General features: G+C 64.3%; 21 protein-coding genes. 6 read left to right on the forward strand and 15 right to left on the reverse strand.

The features are described from left to right. Positions 1–56 precede the first annotated feature (56 nt). Positions 57–1,682, reverse strand: coding sequence for a methyl-accepting chemotaxis protein (locus tag I9018_RS23790; protein ID WP_241107647.1), 1,626 nt, complete (start codon positions 1,680–1,682; stop codon positions 57–59). Positions 1,683–1,954: 272 nt separating this feature from the next. Here I9018_RS23790 and I9018_RS23795 point away from each other — a divergent pair, with 272 nt between their 5' ends. From I9018_RS23795 to I9018_RS23805, 3 genes are all read left to right on the forward strand, one after another. After that, positions 1,955–2,977 (forward strand): transporter, encoded by a 1,023-nt coding sequence (locus I9018_RS23795; RefSeq protein ID WP_241107648.1) that lies wholly within the window; start codon positions 1,955–1,957, stop codon positions 2,975–2,977. A 245-nt stretch (positions 2,978–3,222) separates the two neighbouring features. Then, positions 3,223–4,833, forward strand: coding sequence for an inorganic phosphate transporter (locus I9018_RS23800; protein ID WP_241107649.1), 1,611 nt, complete (start codon positions 3,223–3,225; stop codon positions 4,831–4,833). A 292-nt stretch (positions 4,834–5,125) separates the two neighbouring features. Then, on the forward strand, positions 5,126–6,100 hold the full coding sequence (locus I9018_RS23805; protein WP_241107265.1) for a transposase: 975 nt from the start codon (positions 5,126–5,128) through the stop codon (positions 6,098–6,100). A gap of 156 nt (positions 6,101–6,256) precedes the next feature. On the opposite strand, the gene I9018_RS23810 is transcribed toward I9018_RS23805, so the two are convergent. The 5 genes from I9018_RS23810 to I9018_RS23830 all read right to left on the reverse strand — a co-directional run bounded on the left by I9018_RS23810 (position 6,257) and on the right by I9018_RS23830 (position 10,575). Continuing rightward, the gene (locus I9018_RS23810; RefSeq protein ID WP_053137127.1) at positions 6,257–7,231 is read right to left on the reverse strand and encodes a biotin-dependent carboxyltransferase family protein; all 975 of its coding nucleotides are present in this window, start codon (positions 7,229–7,231) and stop codon (positions 6,257–6,259) included. Next, a complete protein-coding gene (locus tag I9018_RS23815) occupies positions 7,228–8,100 on the reverse strand; it encodes an allophanate hydrolase subunit 1 (protein WP_241107650.1) in 873 nt (290 codons plus the stop codon). The genes I9018_RS23810 and I9018_RS23815 overlap by 4 nt, the downstream gene beginning before the upstream one ends. Beyond that, positions 8,097–9,470: an acetyl-CoA carboxylase biotin carboxylase subunit gene (locus I9018_RS23820; RefSeq protein ID WP_241107651.1), complete on the reverse strand. Its 1,374-nt coding sequence runs from the start codon at positions 9,468–9,470 to the stop codon at positions 8,097–8,099. The genes I9018_RS23815 and I9018_RS23820 overlap by 4 nt, the downstream gene beginning before the upstream one ends. Positions 9,471–9,480: 10 nt before the next feature. Then, positions 9,481–9,723, reverse strand: coding sequence for an acetyl-CoA carboxylase (locus I9018_RS23825; protein WP_022640376.1), 243 nt, complete (start codon positions 9,721–9,723; stop codon positions 9,481–9,483). 93 nt (positions 9,724–9,816) lie between these two features. Further along, positions 9,817–10,575: a 5-oxoprolinase subunit PxpA gene (locus I9018_RS23830; RefSeq protein WP_241107652.1), complete on the reverse strand. Its 759-nt coding sequence runs from the start codon at positions 10,573–10,575 to the stop codon at positions 9,817–9,819. Between the two features lie 119 nt (positions 10,576–10,694). Between I9018_RS23830 and I9018_RS23835 the strand changes: the two genes are divergently transcribed. After that, entirely contained in the window at positions 10,695–11,612 is a 918-nt protein-coding gene (locus I9018_RS23835; RefSeq protein WP_241107653.1) for a LysR family transcriptional regulator, read from the forward strand. A gap of 125 nt (positions 11,613–11,737) precedes the next feature. On the opposite strand, the gene I9018_RS23840 is transcribed toward I9018_RS23835, so the two are convergent. The 5 genes from I9018_RS23840 to I9018_RS23860 all read right to left on the reverse strand — a co-directional run bounded on the left by I9018_RS23840 (position 11,738) and on the right by I9018_RS23860 (position 16,526). Next, entirely contained in the window at positions 11,738–12,712 is a 975-nt protein-coding gene (locus I9018_RS23840) for a transposase (RefSeq protein ID WP_241106977.1), read from the reverse strand. Between the two features lie 329 nt (positions 12,713–13,041). Then, entirely contained in the window at positions 13,042–13,623 is a 582-nt protein-coding gene (locus tag I9018_RS23845) for a PqiC family protein (RefSeq protein WP_022640379.1), read from the reverse strand. After that, the gene (locus tag I9018_RS23850; RefSeq protein WP_053137139.1) at positions 13,620–15,311 is read right to left on the reverse strand and encodes an MlaD family protein; all 1,692 of its coding nucleotides are present in this window, start codon (positions 15,309–15,311) and stop codon (positions 13,620–13,622) included. The genes I9018_RS23845 and I9018_RS23850 overlap by 4 nt, the downstream gene beginning before the upstream one ends. Then, complete coding sequence (locus I9018_RS23855; RefSeq protein ID WP_068605563.1) at positions 15,304–15,918, reverse strand: paraquat-inducible protein A; 615 nt, start codon at positions 15,916–15,918, stop codon at positions 15,304–15,306. The genes I9018_RS23850 and I9018_RS23855 overlap by 8 nt, the downstream gene beginning before the upstream one ends. Next, positions 15,918–16,526, reverse strand: a complete 609-nt coding sequence (locus I9018_RS23860; protein ID WP_031320352.1) for a paraquat-inducible protein A — start codon at positions 16,524–16,526, stop codon at positions 15,918–15,920. The genes I9018_RS23855 and I9018_RS23860 overlap by 1 nt, the downstream gene beginning before the upstream one ends. A gap of 153 nt (positions 16,527–16,679) precedes the next feature. Between I9018_RS23860 and I9018_RS23865 the strand changes: the two genes are divergently transcribed. Further along, complete coding sequence (locus I9018_RS23865; RefSeq protein ID WP_124346989.1) at positions 16,680–17,327, forward strand: TetR/AcrR family transcriptional regulator; 648 nt, start codon at positions 16,680–16,682, stop codon at positions 17,325–17,327. Positions 17,328–17,336: 9 nt separating this feature from the next. Here the strand turns inward: I9018_RS23865 and I9018_RS23870 are convergent, their stop codons facing one another. After that, positions 17,337–17,771 carry a multidrug/biocide efflux PACE transporter gene (locus I9018_RS23870; protein WP_068579359.1) on the reverse strand — a complete coding sequence of 145 codons (435 nt, stop codon included), beginning with the start codon at positions 17,769–17,771 and terminating at the stop codon, positions 17,337–17,339. Positions 17,772–17,860: 89 nt separating this feature from the next. Between I9018_RS23870 and I9018_RS23875 the strand changes: the two genes are divergently transcribed. After that, a complete protein-coding gene (locus I9018_RS23875) occupies positions 17,861–18,715 on the forward strand; it encodes a LysR family transcriptional regulator (RefSeq protein WP_241107654.1) in 855 nt (284 codons plus the stop codon). A gap of 19 nt (positions 18,716–18,734) precedes the next feature. Here the strand turns inward: I9018_RS23875 and I9018_RS23880 are convergent, their stop codons facing one another. From I9018_RS23880 to I9018_RS23890, 3 genes are read right to left on the reverse strand one after another with little or no spacing between them, the layout of a single operon-like run. Then, the gene (locus tag I9018_RS23880; RefSeq protein ID WP_241107655.1) at positions 18,735–19,976 is read right to left on the reverse strand and encodes an RNA polymerase sigma factor; all 1,242 of its coding nucleotides are present in this window, start codon (positions 19,974–19,976) and stop codon (positions 18,735–18,737) included. Further along, complete coding sequence (locus I9018_RS23885) at positions 19,976–20,467, reverse strand: SRPBCC family protein (RefSeq protein ID WP_068579350.1); 492 nt, start codon at positions 20,465–20,467, stop codon at positions 19,976–19,978. Before I9018_RS23885 ends, I9018_RS23880 begins: the two co-directional genes overlap by 1 nt. 22 nt (positions 20,468–20,489) lie before the next feature. Further along, positions 20,490–20,834 carry a YciI family protein gene (locus I9018_RS23890; protein WP_068579348.1) on the reverse strand — a complete coding sequence of 115 codons (345 nt, stop codon included), beginning with the start codon at positions 20,832–20,834 and terminating at the stop codon, positions 20,490–20,492. Between the last annotated feature and the right edge of the window lie 10 nt (positions 20,835–20,844).

The following is a 20,844-nucleotide window of genomic DNA, read 5'->3' on the forward strand; positions in this document are numbered from 1 at the left end:
AGCACAAGGCCGCGCCTCTATAAGGGGCGCGGCCTTGTGTTTTGCGGGTCCCGGGATCAGGCGCTCAGGCGCGCCGTGACTTCGTTCAGTTGTCCCGACAGGCCATGCAGGTTGCGGCTCGCCGCCTCGGTACGCTGGACGTTGTCCAGGTTGGTGCTGGCGATGGAAGTGATCTCGGTCAGGTTGCGCGAGATGTCCTCGGCCACCGAGGTCTGCTCCTCGGCAGCGGTGGCGATCTGCCGGTTCATGTCGCGAATCGCTTCCACCGCCTGGGTGATGCGCTCGAGCATGGCCCCGGCCTCGGTCACCTGTTGCACGCTCTGCTCGCTGCGCTCCTGACCGCTCTCGATGGCCTGGGCCGCATCCACGGCACCGGTCTGCACGGTCTGGATGATCTGGTTGATCTCGGTGATCGAAGCCGCGGTGCGCTGCGCCAGGCTGCGCACCTCGTCGGCGACCACGGCAAAACCACGCCCGGCCTCGCCGGCCCGGGCCGCCTCGATAGCGGCGTTGAGGGCCAGCAGGTTGGTCTGCTCGGCGATGCCCTGGATCACCTCCAGCACCTTGCCGATCCGCCCGCTGTCGGCTTCCAGGCGACGGATCACGGTCGCGGTATTGGCGATTTCGCCACGCATCTGGGTGATGCTGTCGATGGTGCTCTGCATCACCTGCTCGCCCTGCTGCGCCGACTGGTCGGCATCGTCGGCGGCACGGGCAGCGTCGGCGGCATGGCGCGCCACCTCCTGGGCCGTGGCGGACATCTCGTTCATCGCCGTGGCCACCTGGTCGGTACGGCTGAACTGCTCGTTGGTGCCCTGGGACATCAAGGTGGCGATGGAGTTGAGCTCGCCGCTCGAGGTGTCCAGGTCCGAGGCACTGCGCTGCAGGCTGGTGAAGGTCTGGGCGAGGAAGTCGCGCAGGGTGTTGGCCGCGGCCGCCAGCTTGCCCAGCTCGTCCTGGCGCGTGTTGTCCACCCGCTGGGAGAACTGGCCACGGCTGAGCTGGGCCACGTAGTCGATCAACTGGCGAATCGGCTCCACCAGGCTGCGGTTGACCAGCCACAGGCTGAGCAGGCCGATCAACAGGCCGGAGACGAGCATCACCAGGATGCCCAGCCACACCGTACGATCGGCGGCCGAGCTGATCTGCAACGACTGCTGCTGGCCTTGCTTGCGCAGTTCAGTCACCAGCTCGCTCATCTGGTCGCTGGCAGCACGGTCGAAGCCCTTGACCGCAGCATCGCCGGCACTCGGATCGGCGCCACCGGCCACATAGGCATCACGGGCCTTCTGGTAGGCCTGGCCCAGGGCCAGATGCTCCTGGGCCAAGCGCTGGACCCGGCTCTTGAGCGACACGTCCAGGCCCGGGGTCTGTGCCAACTGTCCCAAAATGCTCTGCACGTCGCGCTGGCGATCTTCGAACTGCTGCCAGTACTTGTTCATTTCCTGGGGCTGCTTGCCTCGCAGCAGCACGTTCTTCCACTCCTGCACCTGGATCTTGAACTGCAGATTGGCCTCGTCGATCAGTTGCGAACTGTGCAACGGGCCTTCGATCAGCTCGCGGTAGCTCTGCACGCCATTGGACAGCAATTGAAAACACGCCAGGGCGATCAACAGCATCGCCAGCAGGCTGCCACTCAGCAGGGCAAGAATTTGCGCCCTCAGGGATTTTTGCAAAAACATCGAGGAGATCTCATGGCAGGGAAGGAACAGGCCCGAAAAGGCATGCGTAAGTCCGAACTTCCCTGTCGGGCACATTCGAGACAGCTCGAATGCACGTGGCATGTGAGCATGATCGGCATCGACGACACATTCTTGAGGGCCGCCGACCACCGGTATAACGCGGCGAATCATGGACTTTCAATTGTCACAAAACCGTCAAAAAGCATTGCCATGATGTGGCTCAAGTGAACCTGTGAAACCCGCGCCAGGCACCGTCCCTCCTGCGAGCCCCCATGAACCACAGCATCGACCAGAGTCACCGCGATTCCGATCTGTTTGGCCTGCTCTACGGTTACCGCTTCCGCCCCGGCGAACGTGGACGCGAACTGGATTCGGCCAAGGCCCTGCAAGCCCTGCAATCTGCCGAACACCAGGATGAATTTCTCTGGCTGCACCTGAACCTGGCCCATGCGGCCTGCGAGCGCTGGATGCAGGCCCACCTGCAACTGCCCGAGGAGTTCTTCGAAGCGTTGCATGAGGGCTCGCGCTCGACCCGCATCGAGCACGTGGACTCGGCCCTGCTGGCGGTGGTCAACGACGTGGTGTTCAACTTCAGCAGCATGGTGTCCTCGGACATCTCCACCCTGTGGGTCTGCGTGCGCAGCAACCTGATCATCAGTGCTCGCCTGCAACCCCTGCACTCGGTGGACAAGTTGCGGTCCTCGGTCAAGGCTGGCGAACAGTTCCGCTCGCCCCTTGAGCTGCTGGTGCACCTGCTACGGGACCAGGGGGAAATCCTGACCCAGATCGTGCGCAAGACCAGCCTCAGCGTCGACCAGATCGAAGACCAGTTGCTGGCGGCCCGGGCCTCGGCCAACCGCGCCGAACTGGGAGCCATGCGCCGGGTACTGGTGCGCCTGCAACGGCTGCTGGCCCTGGAACCCGGATCGTTGCTGCGCCTGCTCAACCGACCGCCACAATGGCTGCAAAAGGACGACGTCAAGGAACTGCGCAAGTCCACCGAAGAGTTCGCCCTGATCATCAACGACCTCACGGCCCTGGGAGAGCGGATCAAGCTGTTGCAAGAGGAAATCGCCGCCAACCTCAACGAACAGAGCAACCGCACCCTGTTCACCCTGACCGTGGTCACGGTACTGGCCCTGCCGATCAACATCATCGCCGGCTTCTTCGGCATGAACGTCGGCGGCATTCCGTTCTCCGGCGATCCGGAAGGCTTCTGGATCCTGGTGGCACTGGTGGCCACCTTCACCGTGATCGCCGGGCGCTGGGCCTTTCGCAAACGCCAGGACTACTGACCCTGCGGCCGCTGCGCGCCCGTACGCAGCCTCGCTGGCGCTCGACAGCGGCTACAGCACCAGCGTATCCGCAACCCCGCCTCGTGTAGCCGCTGCCGCAGGCTGCGCACGGCTCGGCACGAGCCGCCGGGGCAAACGGATCAACGGGCCAGTCAATTGCACAAACCATGACCTGGGGCAGTCTGCCTGTAACATTCGGCAACGATCATGGAAGCCATTCCTTCCAGCCACAGGATTGTCCAGCAATGGCCACCCCTTCCCTGACCGTCGCCTCCCCCAGCGTCGACGCCAAACCGCAACTGGATAAGAAACCCGGCCCCTTCACCCTCGTGGTGTTCTTCGCGATATTGGCCATGGGCTTGCTGTTCACCGCCTACAGCCTGATCCACGACATGCATGAACTGGGCACCACGGTCACCACCTGGACCCCGTTCCTGCTGCTTGGCGTCGCGCTGCTGATCGCCCTGGGCTTCGAATTCGTCAACGGCTTCCACGACACCGCCAACGCGGTGGCCACGGTGATCTACACCCATTCGCTGCCACCACAGTTCGCGGTGGTCTGGTCCGGCCTGTTCAACTTCCTCGGGGTGCTGCTGTCCAGCGGCGCGGTGGCCTTCGGCATCATCGCCCTGTTGCCGGTGGAGCTGATCCTGCAGGTGGGGTCTTCCGCCGGCTTCGCCATGATCTTCGCCCTGCTGATCGCCGCCATCCTGTGGAACCTCGGCACCTGGTGGCTGGGCCTGCCGGCCTCTTCCTCCCATACCCTGATCGGCTCGATCATCGGCGTCGGCGTGGCCAACGCCCTGATGCACGGCCGCGACGGTACCAGCGGTGTGGATTGGGGCCAGGCCACCAAGGTCGGCTACGCCCTGCTGTTCTCGCCACTGATCGGCTTCGTGTTCGCCGCCCTGCTATTGCTGGCCCTGCGCCTGTTCGTCAAGAACCGCGCGCTGTACAAGGCGCCCAAGGGCGACACCCCGCCACCGTGGTGGATTCGCGCTCTGCTGATCCTGACCTGCACCGGGGTGTCGTTCGCCCACGGCTCCAACGACGGCCAGAAAGGCATGGGCCTGATCATGCTGATCCTGGTGGGCACCCTGCCCATGGCCTACGCCCTGAACCGCACCATGCCCGCCGACCAGGCCCTGCAGTTCGCCGCCGTGGCCGAAGTCACCCAGCAAGCCCTGGCCAAGAGTGCTCCACAGGCCGCGCCAACCGATCCTCGCGCGGTACTCTCGGAATACATGCGCAGCAAGCAAGCCACGCCCGAACTGGTGCCGGCCCTGGCCGCCCTGGCCGGTGCCATCGGCAATGAAGTGAAGGGTTATGGCTCGCTGTCCAAGGTTCCGGCCGAAGCCATGGGCAACGTGCGCAACGACATGTACCTGACCAGTGAAACCATCCGCCTGATGGACAAGAACCAGGTCGGCCATTTCGACCAGGACACCCGCGACAAGCTGCAACTGTTCAAGCAGCAGATCGACAATGCCACGCGCTTCATCCCGTTGTGGGTGAAGATCGCGGTGGCCATCGCCCTCGGCCTGGGCACCATGGTCGGCTGGAAACGCATCGTGGTGACCGTCGGCGAGAAGATCGGCAAGACCCACCTGACCTACGCCCAGGGCGCCTCGGCGGAGACCGTGGCGATGCTGACCATCGGCGCGGCGGACATGTTCGGCCTGCCAGTGTCCACCACCCACGTGCTGTCCTCGGGGGTGGCCGGGACCATGGTGGCCAACGGCGGCGGCTTGCAGATGCGCACCATCCGCAACCTGGCCATGGCTTGGGTGTTGACCCTGCCGGCAGCGATCCTGCTCTCCGGCAGCCTGTACTGGCTGTTCACCCAACTGTTCTAGCCGGCAGTCCCCCGCGGCTCGTTCCGAGCCGTACGCAGCCTGCGGCAGCGGCTTGTATCTCGACTATCGCGTTTACACACGCGATAGTTCTCGACTGATCATCGAGGAAGAGGAATGAAGCCGGGCAGCGGCTAAGGCCTTGAGCCTGCACTGTAGATTGAGCTCCTCCTCTTCAACCTCACTCGCTAAGTCCGAACGGTATCCTGAGCCCTGCATCGCACGGTAGCTCGCATCAACAAGGCTGAGACCGAGTGATGGATGATCCTCAACCCGCGCATACGAGGAAGAGAATATGTCTAACGTCATCGGGATCGATATCGCCAAGAACACATTCGATGTCGCCACGCCTCTGCCCAACGGCAAGTACCGCACACGCGGCAAGATTCCCAACAATGCCGAGGGCTTCGCCCAGCTCGACCAGTGGCTCAAGTTGCATGCGCAGCCCGACGCCAGGGTCGTCATGGAAGCCACCAGCGTTTATCACGAAGCCCTGGCAGAGCACCTCTACCACCAGGGTTACAAAGTCATCGTGGTCAACCCGGCCCGGGTCCATTACTTCAAGAAAAGCGAAGGAATCAACTACAAGACCGACAAGGTGGACGCCAAGTTGCTGGCCGCCTTTGCCCAGGCCAAGCACGAGTCACCCTTGACGCCCTGGGCGCCGGAGCCTGTGGCGATCCGCCGGCTACGGGTCCTGCTGCGACGCCTGGACGACCTGCAGGAGATGCTGCAGATGGAACGTAATCGCCAGGAAGTGGCGGATACGGTGGTTCAGGAATCGATCCAGTCGCACATCAGCCACATCGAAAAAGACATCGTCCAGACCCGCCAGATGATCAAGCAGCATGTCGACGATGATCCCGACTTGCGGGGCAAACGGGATCTGCTGTTGAGCATCGACGGTATCGGCGAGAAGACCGCGTCAGTGATCCTGGCCGAACTGGGCGATCTCAAGGAGTTTCGTAGCGCCCGGGCCGTAGTCTCGTTTGCGGGGTTGAATCCGCAGCTGGCCGAATCCGGCAAATTCAAGGGCCGCACGCTGATCAGCAAGGCTGGTTCGGGGCGTATCCGCCGAGCGTTGTACCTACCCAGCATCACCGCCATGAACATGAGTGAGCCCCTCATGGCGATGAAAGAGCGGCTGCGCGCCAAGGGTAAAGCGGGCAAGCAGATCGTCTGTGCAGTGATGCGCAAGATGCTGCACATCGTATTTGGCGTGCTCAAGTCGGGTCATCCTTATGACCCGAAATTGGCGCTTGCCCGGTAACGGGCAAGACGGTATCTACACGGAGCAACCCTGTCGACTCCTGTAGCCGCTGTCGAGCACCAGCGAAGCTGCGCACGGGGGCGCAGCCCCCGCAGAACCCGAGGGCTCGTACCTAACCAGCGGCTACCCGATGCGTGAGCCGCCACGGACGGGGGATCAGGACGCAAACAGCTTGCTCAGGCAGGCCAGTTTCTTCTTGTAGGAACGCCGGGCCTCCAGCGCCTCTTCCAGGGTCACCGGAATAAAGCGCGCCTTCTGGTTGGGCTGCATCTGCCCCACCAGGTCCAGGTCGGCGCTGATCACCGTGCCGATCATCGCGTAGCCACCACCGGACACCGCATCCCGATGCAGGACGATGGGCTCCAGCCCCGCCGGCACCTGGATCGAACCGATGGGATAACAACTGTCGACGATGTTCGACGGATCGGAACCGGCACCGAACGGCTGCTCCCGAGGCTGGAAGCCCAGGGCACTGCCACCCTTGAAGCGATAGCCGATGCGATCCGCCTCCGAGCCCACGGTCCAGGGTTCGGCGAAGAAACTCGCCTTGGCCCCCTCGCTCAGGCGTTCGTAATAGAGCCCCGGCACCACCCGCAGACTGATCTCGCCCCCCAGGGACTGGCGCAGCGCCATGGGCAGGCTGGCCCCCGGGCGGCCCTTGCCGCCGGCGATCCCCACCGGCAGCTCATCGCCGGCCGCCAAGCGCCGCCCCTGGAAACCGCCCAGGGCGCCCAGGGCATAGGTGGAGCGGCTGCCCAGCACCAGCGGCACATCGATGCCACCGGCCACCGCCAGGTAGGCCCGGGCCCCGGCCTTGGGAAAGTCGAAACGCAGCACTTGCCCGGCCTTGACCGCGAACGCGGTATCCAGGTGCCTGTCCACGCCGTCGAGCTTGGGCGTCATGTGTGCACCACAGACCGCCACCAGGGCATCGGCAGTGAACTCAAGTTCCGGCCCGAGCAAGGTGCACTCCAGGCCCGCGGCCCCAGCCGGGTTGCCCACCAGTTGGTTGGCGGCGCTCAGGGCGTACTGGTCCAGGGCCCCGGACGGCGGGATGCCCAGGTGATAGAAGCCCTCGCGGCCCAGGTCCTGTACCGACGTGGCCAGGCCCGGTTTGATGACCTTGATCATGCCAACACCTCCTGTAGCGACTTGGGATAACCGACCGGGTCGGCGAGAAAGGCATCCAGGGAAAACTCCACCTCACGGATGCGCAGGTCGAAGCGCCCGGCCTCCACCTCGGCCACCGCGTGGTCATAGGCCTCGCGGTCGATAGGCTTGAACTGCACGATGTCCCCGGGGCGGAAGAACACCATGTGCTGCTTGAGGTAGGCCAGTTGCTGCTGCGGGTCGTAGATCGGTGCCGGGGTCACGCCGAACATTTGGTAGCCACCGGCGCCGCGCACCGAGTAGATGCAGCCGAAGCAGCCGCCATGGCCCAGGGTCAGCTTCGGCGTGTCGGTACGCGGCCGCAGGTACTTGGGCACCTGTAACTGGCGCTCGCGCTGGACCATCTGGAACATGAACGGCAGGCCGGCGACGAAACCCACCATGGAGACGAACCAGGGGGCGCCACTGTGGGCGGCGATGAAGGCGTCGACATCTGCCAGGCCATTGATCCGCGCCGCGTACTCCAGGTCAGTGGCGTCCGGGTCCTGGTGCCGGTCGCGAAAACGCATCAGGGTTTCATGGGTCCAGGGGTCGTTGTACAGCACCGGGATCTCGATGATCCGCGTGTGCAGACTGCGCTCGGCCACGGCGCCGGCCTCAGCCTCGCGCACGGCCTCCAGCAGGGTCTGGGGCGCGATGCGATCCGGATCGAAGCGGATTTGGAACGAGGCATTGGCCAGGCATACGTCCAGTACCCCATCCAGGGCCAGGCGCTCCACCGCGCGGGTGACCGCCATGCCCTTGAAGAAAGCCTCCAGGGACATGCTGTCGCTGACTTCGGCGAACAGGTGCTCGTCGGCACCAAAGCTGTAGCGGATCGGTTGGTTCATGCGACACCTCCGGCACGGCGCCCGGCCAGCCAGGTTTCCAGGGTTGCGGTATGGAAGTCCGCGCCCGCCAGCCAAGGCTCGGCCAGCAGCTCGCGATGCAGGGTCAAGGTACTGGCCATGCCAGTCAAGGTCGTTTGCTCCACGGCCGCCCGCGCCCGAGCCAGAGCCTGCTCGCGGTCGGCGCCATGGACGATCAGCTTGGCCAGCAGCGAGTCGTAGTAAGGCGGCACGGCGTACCCCGGATACAGGTGGCTATCGACCCGCAGCCCCGGCCCTTGCGGCCAGGACAACTCCTGGACCTTGCCCGGGCTGGGGAAGAAGTCCCGCGCCGGGTCCTCGGCGTTCAGGCGCATCTGCAGGGCCGCGCCATTGAGGTGGATATCCTCCTGGCGCAGATCCAGCGGTTCGCCACCGGCAATGCGCAGCATGGCCTGGACCAGGTCGACACCGGTGATCAGCTCGCTGATGGGATGCTCCACCTGGATCCGGGTGTTCATCTCGATAAAGAAGAACTCGCCGGTGCTGTCGTCATACAGGTACTCCAGGGTGCCGGCGCCCTGGTAACCCAGGGCCTCGGTGAGGCGCACCGCACTGCTGCACAACTGCTCGCGCTGGGCGGCATCGAGCACCGGCGACGGCGCCTCCTCGAAGATCTTCTGCCGCCGCCGTTGCAGCGAGCATTCACGTTCGAACAGGTGCACCGCACGCTTGCCATCGCCCAGCACCTGGACCTCGATATGCCGGGCCCGGCCAATGAACCGCTCCAGGTACAAGGCGCCGTTGCCGAACGCCGCCTGGGCCTCGCGCTGTGCCCGGGGAAACTCCTCGGCCAGTTGCGCCGCATCCTCGGCCAGGCGAATACCCCGCCCGCCGCCACCGGCCGATGCCTTGATCAGCAATGGAAAACCCACCGCCTGCGCCGCTTGCAACGCAGCTGGCAGGTCGAACAGTTCGCCGGGCGAGCCGGGCACCACCGGCACCCCGGCGGCCTGGGCGGTACGCCGGGCCTCGGCCTTGTCGCCCATGCGGCGGATGGTCCGTGCATCGGGGCCGACGAAAATCGCCCCAGCCTGGACCACGGCCTCGGCGAACTCGGCATTTTCCGAAAGAAAGCCATAGCCCGGGTGCACGGCATTGGCGCCGCTGGCCTCCAGGGCTGCCAGCAGGGCCTGGATATTCAGGTAGCTCTTGTCGGCCCGGGCCGGGCCGATGATCTGCACTTCGTCGGCCAGGCGCGCGGCCATGGAGTCGGCGTCCGCCTCGCTGCAGGCAGCGACGGTGGGAATGCCCAGGGCCTTGGCCGCGCGAATGATGCGCACGGCGATCTCGCCACGGTTGGCGACCAGCAGCTTGCGAATGGATTCGGTCATGGGACGGCCCTCACTCGACCAGGGTCGCGACGACCTGGCCCGGTTCCACCGGGTCACCGTCCTCGACCAGAAAGGCGCCGACCTGGCCGGCGCTGCCGGCAGTGAGCTCGGAAAACTGCTTCATGACTTCGATCAGGCCGATCACGGTATCGGCGCTGACGCTGTCGCCGACCTCGACGAAAGGCGCCGAGTCGGGCGTGGCCTTGCGGTAGAAAGTGCCCGGCAAGGGGGTGATGACGTTGTATTCGGCCATGTCTGTTTCTCTTGGAATAGTTGTCGAAAGGCAGGCAAAAAAAGCAAAACCGCTTGGAGTCGCGTCGATGCGCGAGGCTTGGCGGGCAACCCCTCAGCGCGGTGCTCGCATCTGGATACCGGCCAGGTCCAGCGCGGCGCGGGTGGCTTCCACCAGGTCCAGGGCACCTGGGGTGTCGCTGTGCAGGCAGATGGAATCGAACTCGATGGCCAGGTCCTCGCCCTCCACGGTGCAGACCAGCCCCTGCTGGCAAGCGCGCAGGACCTTGGCGGCCACCTCATGGGGATCCAGGACCCGCACCCGGCGGGTAAAGACGATGGAACCGCTGAGGTCGTAATCGCGATCGGCGTAGAACTCGCGGATCACCGGTTGCCCCAGCTCCTGGGCGATCCGGCAGATCACCGAGCCGGGCATGCAATACAGCAGCAGTTCGGGCTCGAGTTTCTGCAGGTTCTGTACCAGCAGCCGCGCCGCCTCCTCGTCCCGGGCCAGGTGCATGTACAGCGCGCCATGGGGCTTGATGTGCTGCAACTTAAGGCCCTGGACCCGGGCCAGCTCACGCAGGGCGCCCAGTTGGTAGAGCATGTCGTCCACCAGCTCCTGGGCCGGGGCGTTGATGTGGCGCCGGCCGAACCCCACCAGGTCGCGAAAGCCTGGGTGGGCCCCGATGGCCACGCCCCGCAGCCGGGCCTGCTCGATGGTGCGGCGCATGGTGCCGGGGTCGCCGGCATGAAAGCCGGTGGCGATATTGGCCGAGCTGATGAAACCCATCAGCTCGTTGTCGACGCCATCGCCGATGGTCCACGGGCCGAAGCTTTCGCCCATGTCCGAATTGAAATCCACTGCCTGCATCACTGTTGCTCCAACGTTCGTGACTTCGTGCGATGGACGTTAGAGCGGCCTTGACCCCTTGGGAAGATCTATTATCAGATAGAGCTTGTTCTGAAAATCAGATACATGGACGGATAGAAATGTCGTTGACCCTGCGCCAGGTACGTTACTTCGTGGCCACTGCCGAGATCGGCCAGATCTCCCAGGCGGCGATCCACTTGAACATTTCCCAATCGGCGGTGACCACCGCGATCAAGGAACTGGAAGCGATGCTCGCCGTGCAACTGTTCGTGCGGTCGGCCCAGGGCATGAGCCTGACCGATGCCGGCCGGCACTTCCTCAACCGCGCCTACGTGATCCTGCGCAGCGTCGACGATGCGCTGAACAGCCCGCTGCCCGACTACCGCGCCAGCGGCACCCTGCACCTGGCCGCCAGCTACACGGTGATCGGCTACTTCCTGCCGCACCATCTGCAGCGCCTGGGGCACTGGCACCCGGACGTCACCATCGAACTGCATGAGCAGGAACGCCAGGCCATCGAACAGGGACTGCTGGCCGGACGCTTCGACATGGCGGTGGTGCTCACCGCCAACCTGACCCACCCGGACATCGTCTCCGAGACGCTGTTCAACTCCGAGCGCCGGCTGTGGCTACCGGCCCATCACCAGCTGTGCGAGCGGGCCAGCGTCAGCCTGGCGGACGTGGCCGAGGAGCCGTTCATCCTGCTCACCGTCGACGAAGCGGAACAAAGCGCCATGCGTTATTGGGAACAGGCCGGCCAACAGCCCAGGGTGCGGGTGCGCACCAGCTCGGTGGAGGCGGTACGCAGCATGGTGGCCAACGGCAGCGGCGTGGCGATCCTCTCGGACCTGGTGCATCGGCCCTGGTCGCTGGAAGGCAAGCGCATCGAGACCCTGAGCCTGAGCGATGCGGTCACGCCCATGAGCGTCGGCCTGGCCTGGCGTCGCGACCGCGTCTTCACCCCGGCGATGCAAGCACTGCGGGACTACTTTCGCGATGCGTTCCTCGCCCCCCAGCAACTCTCCGCCCGGCGCTGAAGCGACCCAGGCGACCTTCAGCGATTACGGCCGCTGCGCGCCTGGGCGCAGCCTGCGGCAGCGGCTATACGAAGCCTGGGCGATGCGCCTAAGGAGATACCTACCTGTAGATACCGTCTTGCCCGTTACCGGGCAAGCGCCAATTTCGGGTCATAAGGATGACCCGACTTGAGCACGCCAAATACGATGTGCAGCATCTTGCGCATCACCGCACAGACGATCTGCTTGCCCGCTTTACCCTTGGCGCGCAGCCGCTCTTTCATCGCCATGAGGGGCTCACTCATGTTCATGGCGGTGATGCTGGGTAGGTACAACGCTCGGCGGATACGCCCCGAACCAGCCTTGCTGATCAGCGTGCGGCCCTTGAATTTGCCGGATTCGGCCAACTGCGGATTCAACCCCGCGAACGAAACCACAGCTCGGGCGCTACGAAACTCCTTGAGATCGCCCAGTTCGGCCAGGATCACTGACGCGGTCTTCTCGCCGATACCGTCGATGCTCAACAGCAGATCCCGTTTGCCCCGCAAGTCGGGATCATCGTCGACATGCTGCTTGATCATCTGGCGGGTCTGGACGATGTCTTTTTCGATGTGGCTGATGTGCGACTGGATCGACTCCTGAACCACCGTATCCGCCACTTCCTGGCGATTACGCTCCATCTGCAGCATCTCCTGCAGGTCGTCCAGGCGTCGCAGCAGGACCCGTAGCCGGCGGATCGCCACAGGCTCCGGCGCCCAGGGCGTCAAGGGTGACTCGTGCTTGGCCTGGGCAAAGGCGGCCAGCAACTTGGCGTCCACCTTGTCGGTCTTGTAGTTGATTCCTTCGCTTTTCTTGAAGTAATGGACCCGGGCCGGGTTGACCACGATGACTTCGTAACCCTGGTGGTAGAGGTGCTCTGCCAGGGCTTCGTGATAAACGCTGGTGGCTTCCATAACGACCCTGGCGTCGGGCTGCGCATGCAACTTGAGCCACTGGTCGAGCTGGGCGAAGCCCTCGGCATTGTTGGGAATCTTGCCGCGTGTGCGGTACTTGCCGTTGGGCAGAGGCGTGGCGACATCGAATGTGTTCTTGGCGATATCGATCCCGATGACGTTAGACATATTCTCTTCCTCGGATGCGCGGGTTAAGGATCATCCGTCACTCGGTCTCAGCCTTGTTGATGCGAGCTACCGTGCGATGCAGGGCTCAGGATACCGTTCGGACTTAGCGAGTGAGGTTGAAGAGGAGGAGCTCAATCTACAGTGCAGGCTCAAGGCCTTAGCCGCTGCCCGGCTTCATTCCTCTTCCTCGATGATCAGTCGAGAACTATCGCGTGTGTAAACGCGATAGTCGAGATACAAGCCGCTGCCGAGCTTGCAAGGCGGCTCAGCGATCATCGCCACTGCACGACGGCAGCGGCGACATGAAGCGGCTGGGCCGCTGTATCGGATCAGGGGCAGGACCAGCGCTGGGCGGCGCCGGCGATCTGCCCGGCCAACTGGGCGATGGCCTGCTGGTGGGCCTGCACCAGGCTGCCGAGTTCGACGCCCGCCGGCTGGCGGATCTGGCTGCTGCAGGTCAGGCTGCGGGCCGGGGTGCCTTCGCTGCGCTGGCGCAGGCTCCAGACTACATCGATCAAGGCATAGCGCCCGGGTAGGGATTCGAAGCGCCGCACATCGGTCTGCAACGACAGCACCGGGCGCCCAGGCTGCTTCGGCAGGCCCTCGAGGTTGCGGGTCCCCAGCTTCGCCTCCATCTGGCTGGCCAGCGCATCGTGGAACTCATCCACCAATGGCGCGCTCCAGCGCTGGGTCTCAAGAATCGCCAGGGTGCCGCTGTCCTGGCGCACCACCAACTGTGGCTGGTCCACCTGGACCGGGATGCGCACCGTGGACATCTCGAACTGCAATCCCGAGTTCCTGGCCGTGGCGCCTTCGGTCACCGGCGGCATCAGGGTGTAGTAATGGGTGGGCGCGGAGCTGCACGCGGCAAGTCCCAGGGTCAGGCTCAACAACAGGGCACGGGTTTTCATGGCTGGGCTTCCGGTACGGATTCGCGAACGGAGGAGGATGGCGACTGGTAGGCATCCGGTTGATTGTCCTTGAGGCGTCCGCGAATCAGCGCCTCAGGATGGCGACCGAGGAAGTCGGTGAGCACCCGCACCGAACGGGCCGTGCGCTGCACCTCCTCCATGGCCTGGCCAAGTCTCTGGCGCTGTGGCGAGTCCTCGGAGAAGCTCTCGTTGGCGCTGGCCAGGGTCTTCTTCGATTGCTCCAGGGTTTCGCGCATCTGCGGCAGGACCTGGCCGTTGACCTGCTTGAGGGTCTTGTTCATTTCCGCCAGGCTGGAATCCAGGTTGGCGGCGATGGAATCGATCGGCAGCTTGCTGATCTTGTCCATGGTCGCTTGCAGTTGTTCCTGCAGCTTGTCCAGGCTGCCCGGGACGGTAGGAATCTCCAGCGGCCGGGCGCTGGGGTTGTAGGCCACGGGCTTGGCGTTGGGCACGAAGTCCAGGGAGATGAACAACTGCCCGGTCAGCAGGTTGCCGCTGCGCGCCTGGGCCCGCAGGCCATTTCTGACGAAGGCGCCGATCAGTTGCGCGGAGCGGGCGTCGTCTTCGCCGCCGGTCTGCTTCAGCAGTTTTTCATGGGCCTTGCCCAGGCGCTCGGGGTAGATCACCGCCCCCACCAGGGTCGGGAAGTACTTGCGCTCCTGGTCGTAGTCCAGGTCCATGGACACCACCTTGCCGATGTTCACCCCGAGGAACTCCACCGGAGCGTTGATGGCCAGGCCACGCAGCGCCTGGTCGAAACGCATGCGGATGTAGTACGGGGCACCGTCTGGCGGCGCCAGGGCGGTGTCCTGGTCCCCGAACAGGTTGTATTCGGCGTTCTCTTCAGCCGGCTTGGCGTTGGGGCTGTACTTGGGTTCGACGAAGGCGATGCCACCGGCGAGGATCGACGACACCGACTCGGTGTTGACCTTCAGCCCGTTGGCGCCGAGGGTCACGTCCACCCCGCTGGCATTCCAGAAGCGGCTATCGGTAGTCACGTACTTGTCGTTGGGCGAGTTGACGAAGATCTTCACGTCCACGCCCTTGCCGCTGTTGGCCAACTGGTAGGACACCACCTGGCCGACCTGGATGCGCCGGTAGTAGACCGGCGAGCCGATATCCAGGGAACCCAGGTCATCGGTATGCAGGGTGAAGCGCTTGCCCTTCTGGCCATAGGTGATGGGCGGCGGAGTCTCCAGGCCCTTGAAGCTGTCCTTGCGCTTGTCCGAGCGGCCGGCGTCGGCGCCGATGAAGGCCCCGGACAGCAGGGTGTCGATACCGGAAACGCCACTGGCGCCGATGCGCGGACGCACTACCCAGAACATCGAGTCCTCGGCGGTGAAGGGCTCGGCGGACTGGTCCAGCTCGACCTTGGCCACCACCTTGCGCCGGTCATCGCTCAAGGCGATGGAGGTCACCTTGCCGATCACCACGTTCTTGTACTTGACCTGGGTCTTGTTGGCCTCCAGGCCCTCGGCGGTCTGGAAGCTGATGCTGATCTCCGGCCCGGCCGACATCGATTTGTGGACCACCATCGACAGCCCCACCAGGGCCGCGACAATGGGCACCAGCCACACCAGCGAGACATTGAAGCGTCGCGTGCGCAGCGCCGGGGCGCCAGGGGCTGAGGGGGAACTTGCTGCGTTGGAACCTGGATGATCAGACATCTTCAACCTCTACATCCCAGATGAGCCGGGGATCGAAACTCATGGCGGCGAACATCGTCAGCACCACCACCAAACCGAAAAACAGAATGCCCATGCGCGGGTCGATGGAGCTCAAGGCACGAAACTGCACCAGGGCCGCCACCAGGGCCACCACCAGCACATCGAGCATCGACCAGTAGCCAATCACCTCGACGAAGCGATACAACCTGGCCCGCTCGCGCTGGGCCCAGCGCGAGCGGCGCTGGCAGGTCACCAGGAGAATACCGAGGACGAAGAACTTGATGCCCGGTACCACCACGCTGGCGATGAAGATCAGCAGCGCGATGTCCCAGGAACCGGCTTTCCAGAACTCCACCACGCCACTCATGATGGTGTTCTCGCTGGCATTGCCAAAGATATTGGTGTGCATCACCGGCAACAGGTTGGCCGGGATGTAGAAGATCAGGCTGGCCAGGAGCAAGGCCCAGGTGCGCGACAGGCTGTTGGTCTTGCGCGCATGCACCGCCGAATCGCAACGCGGGCAATAGTGCTCGGATGCCTGGCAGACCTGGCCGCAGGTATGGCACAGCTTGAGTTGATGGTCCCGGGCATAGGGCGGCGTGCTCATCAGTAGCGACCCTCCAGGTCATCCCAGAGGTAGCGGATGTCCTTGCCGGAAATCAGGATGATCAGCACCGTCAGCATCGCCAATGCCCATAGCCCCAGCCCGGGATGCACGTCGAGCATGCCCGCCAGCTTGACGATGGCCACCAGGATTCCCAGCAGGCAGACCTCGAGCATGCTCCAGGGCCGCAGGTGCTCCAGGGCGCGCATGCAGGCCTTGAACCCCGGCGCGGCGCGGCCGAAATTGGCAAAACCCAGCACCCAGCACAACAGGACGATCTGCAGGCCCGGGGCGAGGATGATGGTCAGGCCGGTGACCGCGGCGATCAGGCTGATCCGGCCCTGGGCCAGGGCCTCCACCGATTGCCAGAGCGTCGCTTCGTTGCTCAGGCCTTCGAGGCTGATCTTGATCACCGGGAAGAAATTGGCGAAGACGAACAGCAACCCGGCGGTGATCGACAGGGCGAACAACTGCTGCACGTTCAGGTGCCGGGCGCGGGCCAGCAGCGCACCGCAGCGCGAACACTGCGCCGCCTGACCTTTACCGAGCGGCACGGACTCATACAGGGAGTCGCAGTGTTCGCAGATGATCCAGTTGCGAGAATTAGTCATGTTCTTCAGAAAGCCGGAAGTTTGGCGAGCACAGAGGAAGGCTCTCGCCGCCGGGTATTTTCAGCAAAAGTAGAGGGCAGTGTCTAGTTTTATCCGGGGACTGGACACCACCATCTACGCCATAATAGGCGCCCCCGGAAAACTTCGCCGACCATGACCGACACAGCCCCCTCCTCCACCAAGCTCCAGCGCACGCCCAAGCAGACTCGTGGCCACCAGCGGGTCACGGCCATTCTCCAGGCCTGCGCACGCCTGCTGATTCAACTGGGGGTATCGAACCTGACCATGCACGGTATTGCCCGGGAAGCTGGCACCTCCATCGGTTCGCTCTATCACTTTTTCAGCGACAAGCAGCAGGTACTGGAAGCCCTGGGCCAGGGCCATATCGCCGCCATGAGCGCGATTGCCGAACCGTTGCATGTCGTCGATGAGAGTCATTGGCGGGGCTTGAGTTCCCAACAGGTGATAGAACAAACCACCTTGCCGCTCTTGCAGTACATCGAGCAGCACCCCGACCTGCTGCAGATGCTCACTCCGGGCTATGCCCTGGGCCAATTGCAAGCCCCGGACCTGCACGTACAAATGCAGAACCTCTATGACCGGGTATTGAAGGCGCGCCTGCCCAATGCCAGCGCCCGGCAGCGCGAGACCTGCGTGCAGGCGCTGCTCGGCCTGCCCCTGGGCCTGTTCCAGCGGGCCCAGGAACACCAGGAGCTCAAGCGCGAGTTATTGCTCGAAGAAGTGCCGCGGGCATTGGCGGCCTACCTGGATGTCATCGAGAAACTGCATGGCCCGACCTGAAGCTGGCCCTCAGTGGGCCAGCCGCACTTGCAGCCACTTGTCCCGCAACAGGTCGTAGGCCCAGTGGTAGACATAGGTGTAGGGCAAGAAGAACAACAGCACGCCAATGTCGAGGATCAACGCCTGCATCAGGCTGATATCCAGCCACCAGGCAATCAAAGGTACGGCGAACGCAACCAGGCCACCCTCGAAGAGCAAGGCGTGGATCACCCGGGTCCAGCCATTACGCACCCGCCGCAGACCCTTGAGCGCCCGGTCGAACAGACTGTTGAACAACACGTTCCAGGCCAGGGCCAAAAGACCGATGCACAGCGTCACCACGCCCATGTCCACCATCGGTTTGTCCATGATCCAGGACAGCAAGGGCGTACAGATCAACAACGCCAGCAATTCGAAGGCAACGGCCTGGGCAATGCGTTCGGTCAGGGATTTGTGTGGGCTCATCGCCGCGCTCCTTGAGTGAATGTGCTGGCGATAATCAAGGACCGCATCGATACTTCATAATCAATAACCATCGATCAAGGCGATACATTATGGCATCCAACGAAGTGCTGCTGGCATTCGTCCAGGCCGCGACCCAGGGTTCGTTCTCCGCCGCCGCGCGCAAGCTCGGCAAGAGCCAGTCGACCATCAGCGCCGCAGTGGCCAGCCTGGAGATCGACCTCAATGTCCAGCTGTTCGACCGCTCCAGCCGCAAGCCCGGCCTGACCCCGGCCGGACAGGTGCTGCTGCGCCGCGCCGAGGAGATCCTCGCCGCCACCAGCCGACTGGAAATAGCCGCCAGCCAGCTGTCCCAAGGCATCGAGGCAAGGCTCACCGTGGCCCTCTCCGACACCTACCAGTCCGATCGTTTTGAAAGCTGCCTGAGCGCCTTCGAACAGCGCTACCCGGACCTGGAACTGGAATGCCTGATTGCCGAATGTGAAGACCTGGTGGCCCTGGTACAGACTGGGCGGGCACAGATCGCCTTTGCTGAAATGCAGCTCCAATACCCAGCAGACCTGGAGCACAAGACCATGGATGAGCAGGGCGAGGTGTCGCTCTTCGTATCGCGCCAACATCCCCTGGCCAAGCTGCACCGCGTCGATGAGCAAACCCTGCGGCAACACCGGGAGCTGCGCCTGGCCACCGTGCTCAACCCCGATGAAAGCCGCTCCCAGGGGCGAGTCTGGTCGGCCCCCAGCTACCTGATGCTGATGGAGATGGCCCAGGGCGGCTTTGGCTGGGCCCCGTTGCCACGCTGGCTGGTGGACAACTTCGGCGCCGGCAGGCTGCAGGAACTCAAGGTCCGGGGCTGGCCGCGCCCGGTGGTGGTGGACGCCCTCTGGTCACGCCTGCGCCCACCCGGCCCGGCTGGTAGCTGGCTGCTGGAGCGGATGCTGCAGTAACCGCAGCCTCCGATAGCCACTACAGGCTATGCAAGCGGCGTTCGAGAAACCGTCGCTCCGGGGCTTGCCGAACCAGCTCCAGGGCACGAAGGTAAGACACGCGCGCCGCCTCCACCTGCCCCAACTGGCGGCAGAAATCGGCACGGGCAGCATGCGCCAGGTGGTAGTCCTCAAGGTCGCCACGCTGCAGGATGATCTCCACGAGCGCCAATCCAGCCGCCGGCCCATCGCGCTGGGCCACGGCCACCGCGCGGTTGAGCTCGATCACCGCAGAGGGCTGCAAGCGCAGCAACACATCGTACAAGCCAACGATCTGCGGCCAGTCGGTCTGCGCCGCGCTAATCGCTTCGGCATGCACGGCGGCAATGGCGGCCTGCAGGCAGTAGGGGCCGCCGCGCCCGGTGCGCAATCCACGCTCCACCAACGCACAGCCTTCGTCCATCAACGCTTGCTGCCACAGGGAGCGGTCCTGATCCTCCAACAGGATCAACTCGCCATCGGCTCCCATCCGCGCCGCCCGACGCGACTCGTGCAGCAGCATCAGGGCCAGCAACCCTATCACCTCGGCCTCCGGCAGCAGCTCCAGGAGCAGGCGCCCCAGGCGAATCGCTTCGCAGGTCAAATCCTCGCGGGTCAGCTCGGCGCCAAGGGAGGCCGAATAGCCCTCGTTGAACACCAGGTAGATCACGCGCAATACGCTGTCCAGGCGCTCGGGCAGTTCGTTCAGCGCCGGTACCTGGTAGGGAATCGCCGCATCGCGGATCTTCGCCTTGGCCCGCACGATGCGCTGGGCGATGGTGGCCGGGGCAACCAGGAAGGCCCGGGCGATTTCCTCGGTGCTCAAGTCGCAGATTTCCCGCAGGGTCAACGGCACCTGGGCATCCGCCGCCAGGGCCGGATGGCAGCAGGTGAAGATCAGTCGCAGACGATCGTCTTGCACGTCCTCGCCACTCCAGTCCTCCTGCTCCAATTGCTCCAACTGGTTGGCCAGGGCGGCCTGGGAAGCAGCGAAGCGTGCCCGCCGACGCAAGCCATCGATGGCCTTGAAGCGCCCGACGGACACCAGCCAGGCCCGGGGGTTGGCCGGGATGCCGTCGTCCTGCCAGCGCTCCACCGCCACGAAGAAGGCCTCGTGCAAGGCCTCCTCGGCCAGGTCGAAATCCCCCAGCAGGCGGATCAGGGTGGCGAGGATGCGTCGCGACTGCTCGCGGTAGACCTGCTCCACCAGCGCCTGTACCGCTCCACCGGACTGGCCCGGCATCAGTCCGGCATGCCCTGGGTCACCAGCGTCACCAGGCGCTCCAGGCTCTGCCCCCAACCCTCGTGGAAGCCCATGGCCTCATGGGCCTTGCGGTCGGCTTCGGTCCAATGCATGGCGCGGGCGGTATAGAGGGTTTTTGTGCCCTGCTCCTCGAACGTCACCTCGGCGGTCATGAAGGGTTTGCCGGAAGGAATCCAGCCCGGCACATAGGCATCGGTGAACACCAGCCGCGAGGGGGCGTCGATCTCCAGGAACACCCCCATGGTCGGGTACTCGCTGCCATCTGGGGCGCGCATCAAGGTACGAAACTGGCCGCCGACCCACAGGTCCATTTCGCACTCCGGAGTGGTCATGCCATGAGGGCCCCACCACTGCACCAGCAACGCCGGTTCGGTCCAGGCGCGAAACAGCTTGCGGCGCGGAGCATCGATCAACCGACTGATGGACAATTCATGGGTGGCGGGTCCACGGCCCGCAGTCTGCAAAGTCATCGCGAAACTCCTTTTAGGGTTATCAGGGATTGAGCTCACGTACCGGACGCACTTCCACGCTGCCAACCCTGGCCGCCGGGATCTGTCCGGCGACCTGGAGCGCTTCGTTCAAGTCGCGGGCTTCGATCAGGTAGAAGCCGGCCAGCTGTTCCTTGGTTTCGGCGAACGGGCCATCGGTGATCGACAGCTTGCCGCCGCGCATGCGCACCGTGGTAGCGGTCTGCACCGATTGCAGGGCCTCGGCGGCGAGCATCCGCCCGCTGTCGCGTACCGCCTCGGCATAGGCCAGGCACTCGGCGTCCCGCGGGCTGTCGGGCAGGCTATGCAGCAGTCGTTCGTCGCTGTACACCAGGCATAGGTATTTCATGGACGTCTCC

The organism is Pseudomonas sp. MPFS, assembly GCF_022537035.1.
Taxonomy (GTDB): Bacteria; Pseudomonadota; Gammaproteobacteria; order Pseudomonadales; family Pseudomonadaceae; genus Aquipseudomonas; species Aquipseudomonas sessilinigenes.

Coding starts and splice junctions, on each gene's coding strand:
- I9018_RS23855 (WP_068605563.1), bottom strand. CDS start 15,918: ATGAGCACGCCGCCCTATGCCCGGGACCATCAACTCAAGCTGTGCCAT.
- I9018_RS23890 (WP_068579348.1), bottom strand. CDS start 20,834: ATGAAATACCTATGCCTGGTGTACAGCGACGAACGACTGCTGCATAGC.
- I9018_RS23875 (WP_241107654.1), top strand. CDS start 17,861: ATGGCATCCAACGAAGTGCTGCTGGCATTCGTCCAGGCCGCGACCCAG.
- I9018_RS23835 (WP_241107653.1), top strand. CDS start 10,695: ATGTCGTTGACCCTGCGCCAGGTACGTTACTTCGTGGCCACTGCCGAG.
- I9018_RS23850 (WP_053137139.1), bottom strand. CDS start 15,311: ATGTCTGATCATCCAGGTTCCAACGCAGCAAGTTCCCCCTCAGCCCCT.
- I9018_RS23845 (WP_022640379.1), bottom strand. CDS start 13,623: ATGAAAACCCGTGCCCTGTTGTTGAGCCTGACCCTGGGACTTGCCGCG.
- I9018_RS23805 (WP_241107265.1), top strand. CDS start 5,126: ATGTCTAACGTCATCGGGATCGATATCGCCAAGAACACATTCGATGTC.
- I9018_RS23790 (WP_241107647.1), bottom strand. CDS start 1,682: ATGTTTTTGCAAAAATCCCTGAGGGCGCAAATTCTTGCCCTGCTGAGT.
- I9018_RS23860 (WP_031320352.1), bottom strand. CDS start 16,526: ATGACTAATTCTCGCAACTGGATCATCTGCGAACACTGCGACTCCCTG.
- I9018_RS23865 (WP_124346989.1), top strand. CDS start 16,680: ATGACCGACACAGCCCCCTCCTCCACCAAGCTCCAGCGCACGCCCAAG.
- I9018_RS23825 (WP_022640376.1), bottom strand. CDS start 9,723: ATGGCCGAATACAACGTCATCACCCCCTTGCCGGGCACTTTCTACCGC.
- I9018_RS23820 (WP_241107651.1), bottom strand. CDS start 9,470: ATGACCGAATCCATTCGCAAGCTGCTGGTCGCCAACCGTGGCGAGATC.
- I9018_RS23815 (WP_241107650.1), bottom strand. CDS start 8,100: ATGAACCAACCGATCCGCTACAGCTTTGGTGCCGACGAGCACCTGTTC.
- I9018_RS23880 (WP_241107655.1), bottom strand. CDS start 19,976: ATGCCGGGCCAGTCCGGTGGAGCGGTACAGGCGCTGGTGGAGCAGGTC.
- I9018_RS23810 (WP_053137127.1), bottom strand. CDS start 7,231: ATGATCAAGGTCATCAAACCGGGCCTGGCCACGTCGGTACAGGACCTG.
- I9018_RS23840 (WP_241106977.1), bottom strand. CDS start 12,712: ATGTCTAACGTCATCGGGATCGATATCGCCAAGAACACATTCGATGTC.
- I9018_RS23830 (WP_241107652.1), bottom strand. CDS start 10,575: ATGCAGGCAGTGGATTTCAATTCGGACATGGGCGAAAGCTTCGGCCCG.
- I9018_RS23870 (WP_068579359.1), bottom strand. CDS start 17,771: ATGAGCCCACACAAATCCCTGACCGAACGCATTGCCCAGGCCGTTGCC.
- I9018_RS23795 (WP_241107648.1), top strand. CDS start 1,955: ATGAACCACAGCATCGACCAGAGTCACCGCGATTCCGATCTGTTTGGC.
- I9018_RS23885 (WP_068579350.1), bottom strand. CDS start 20,467: ATGACTTTGCAGACTGCGGGCCGTGGACCCGCCACCCATGAATTGTCC.
- I9018_RS23800 (WP_241107649.1), top strand. CDS start 3,223: ATGGCCACCCCTTCCCTGACCGTCGCCTCCCCCAGCGTCGACGCCAAA.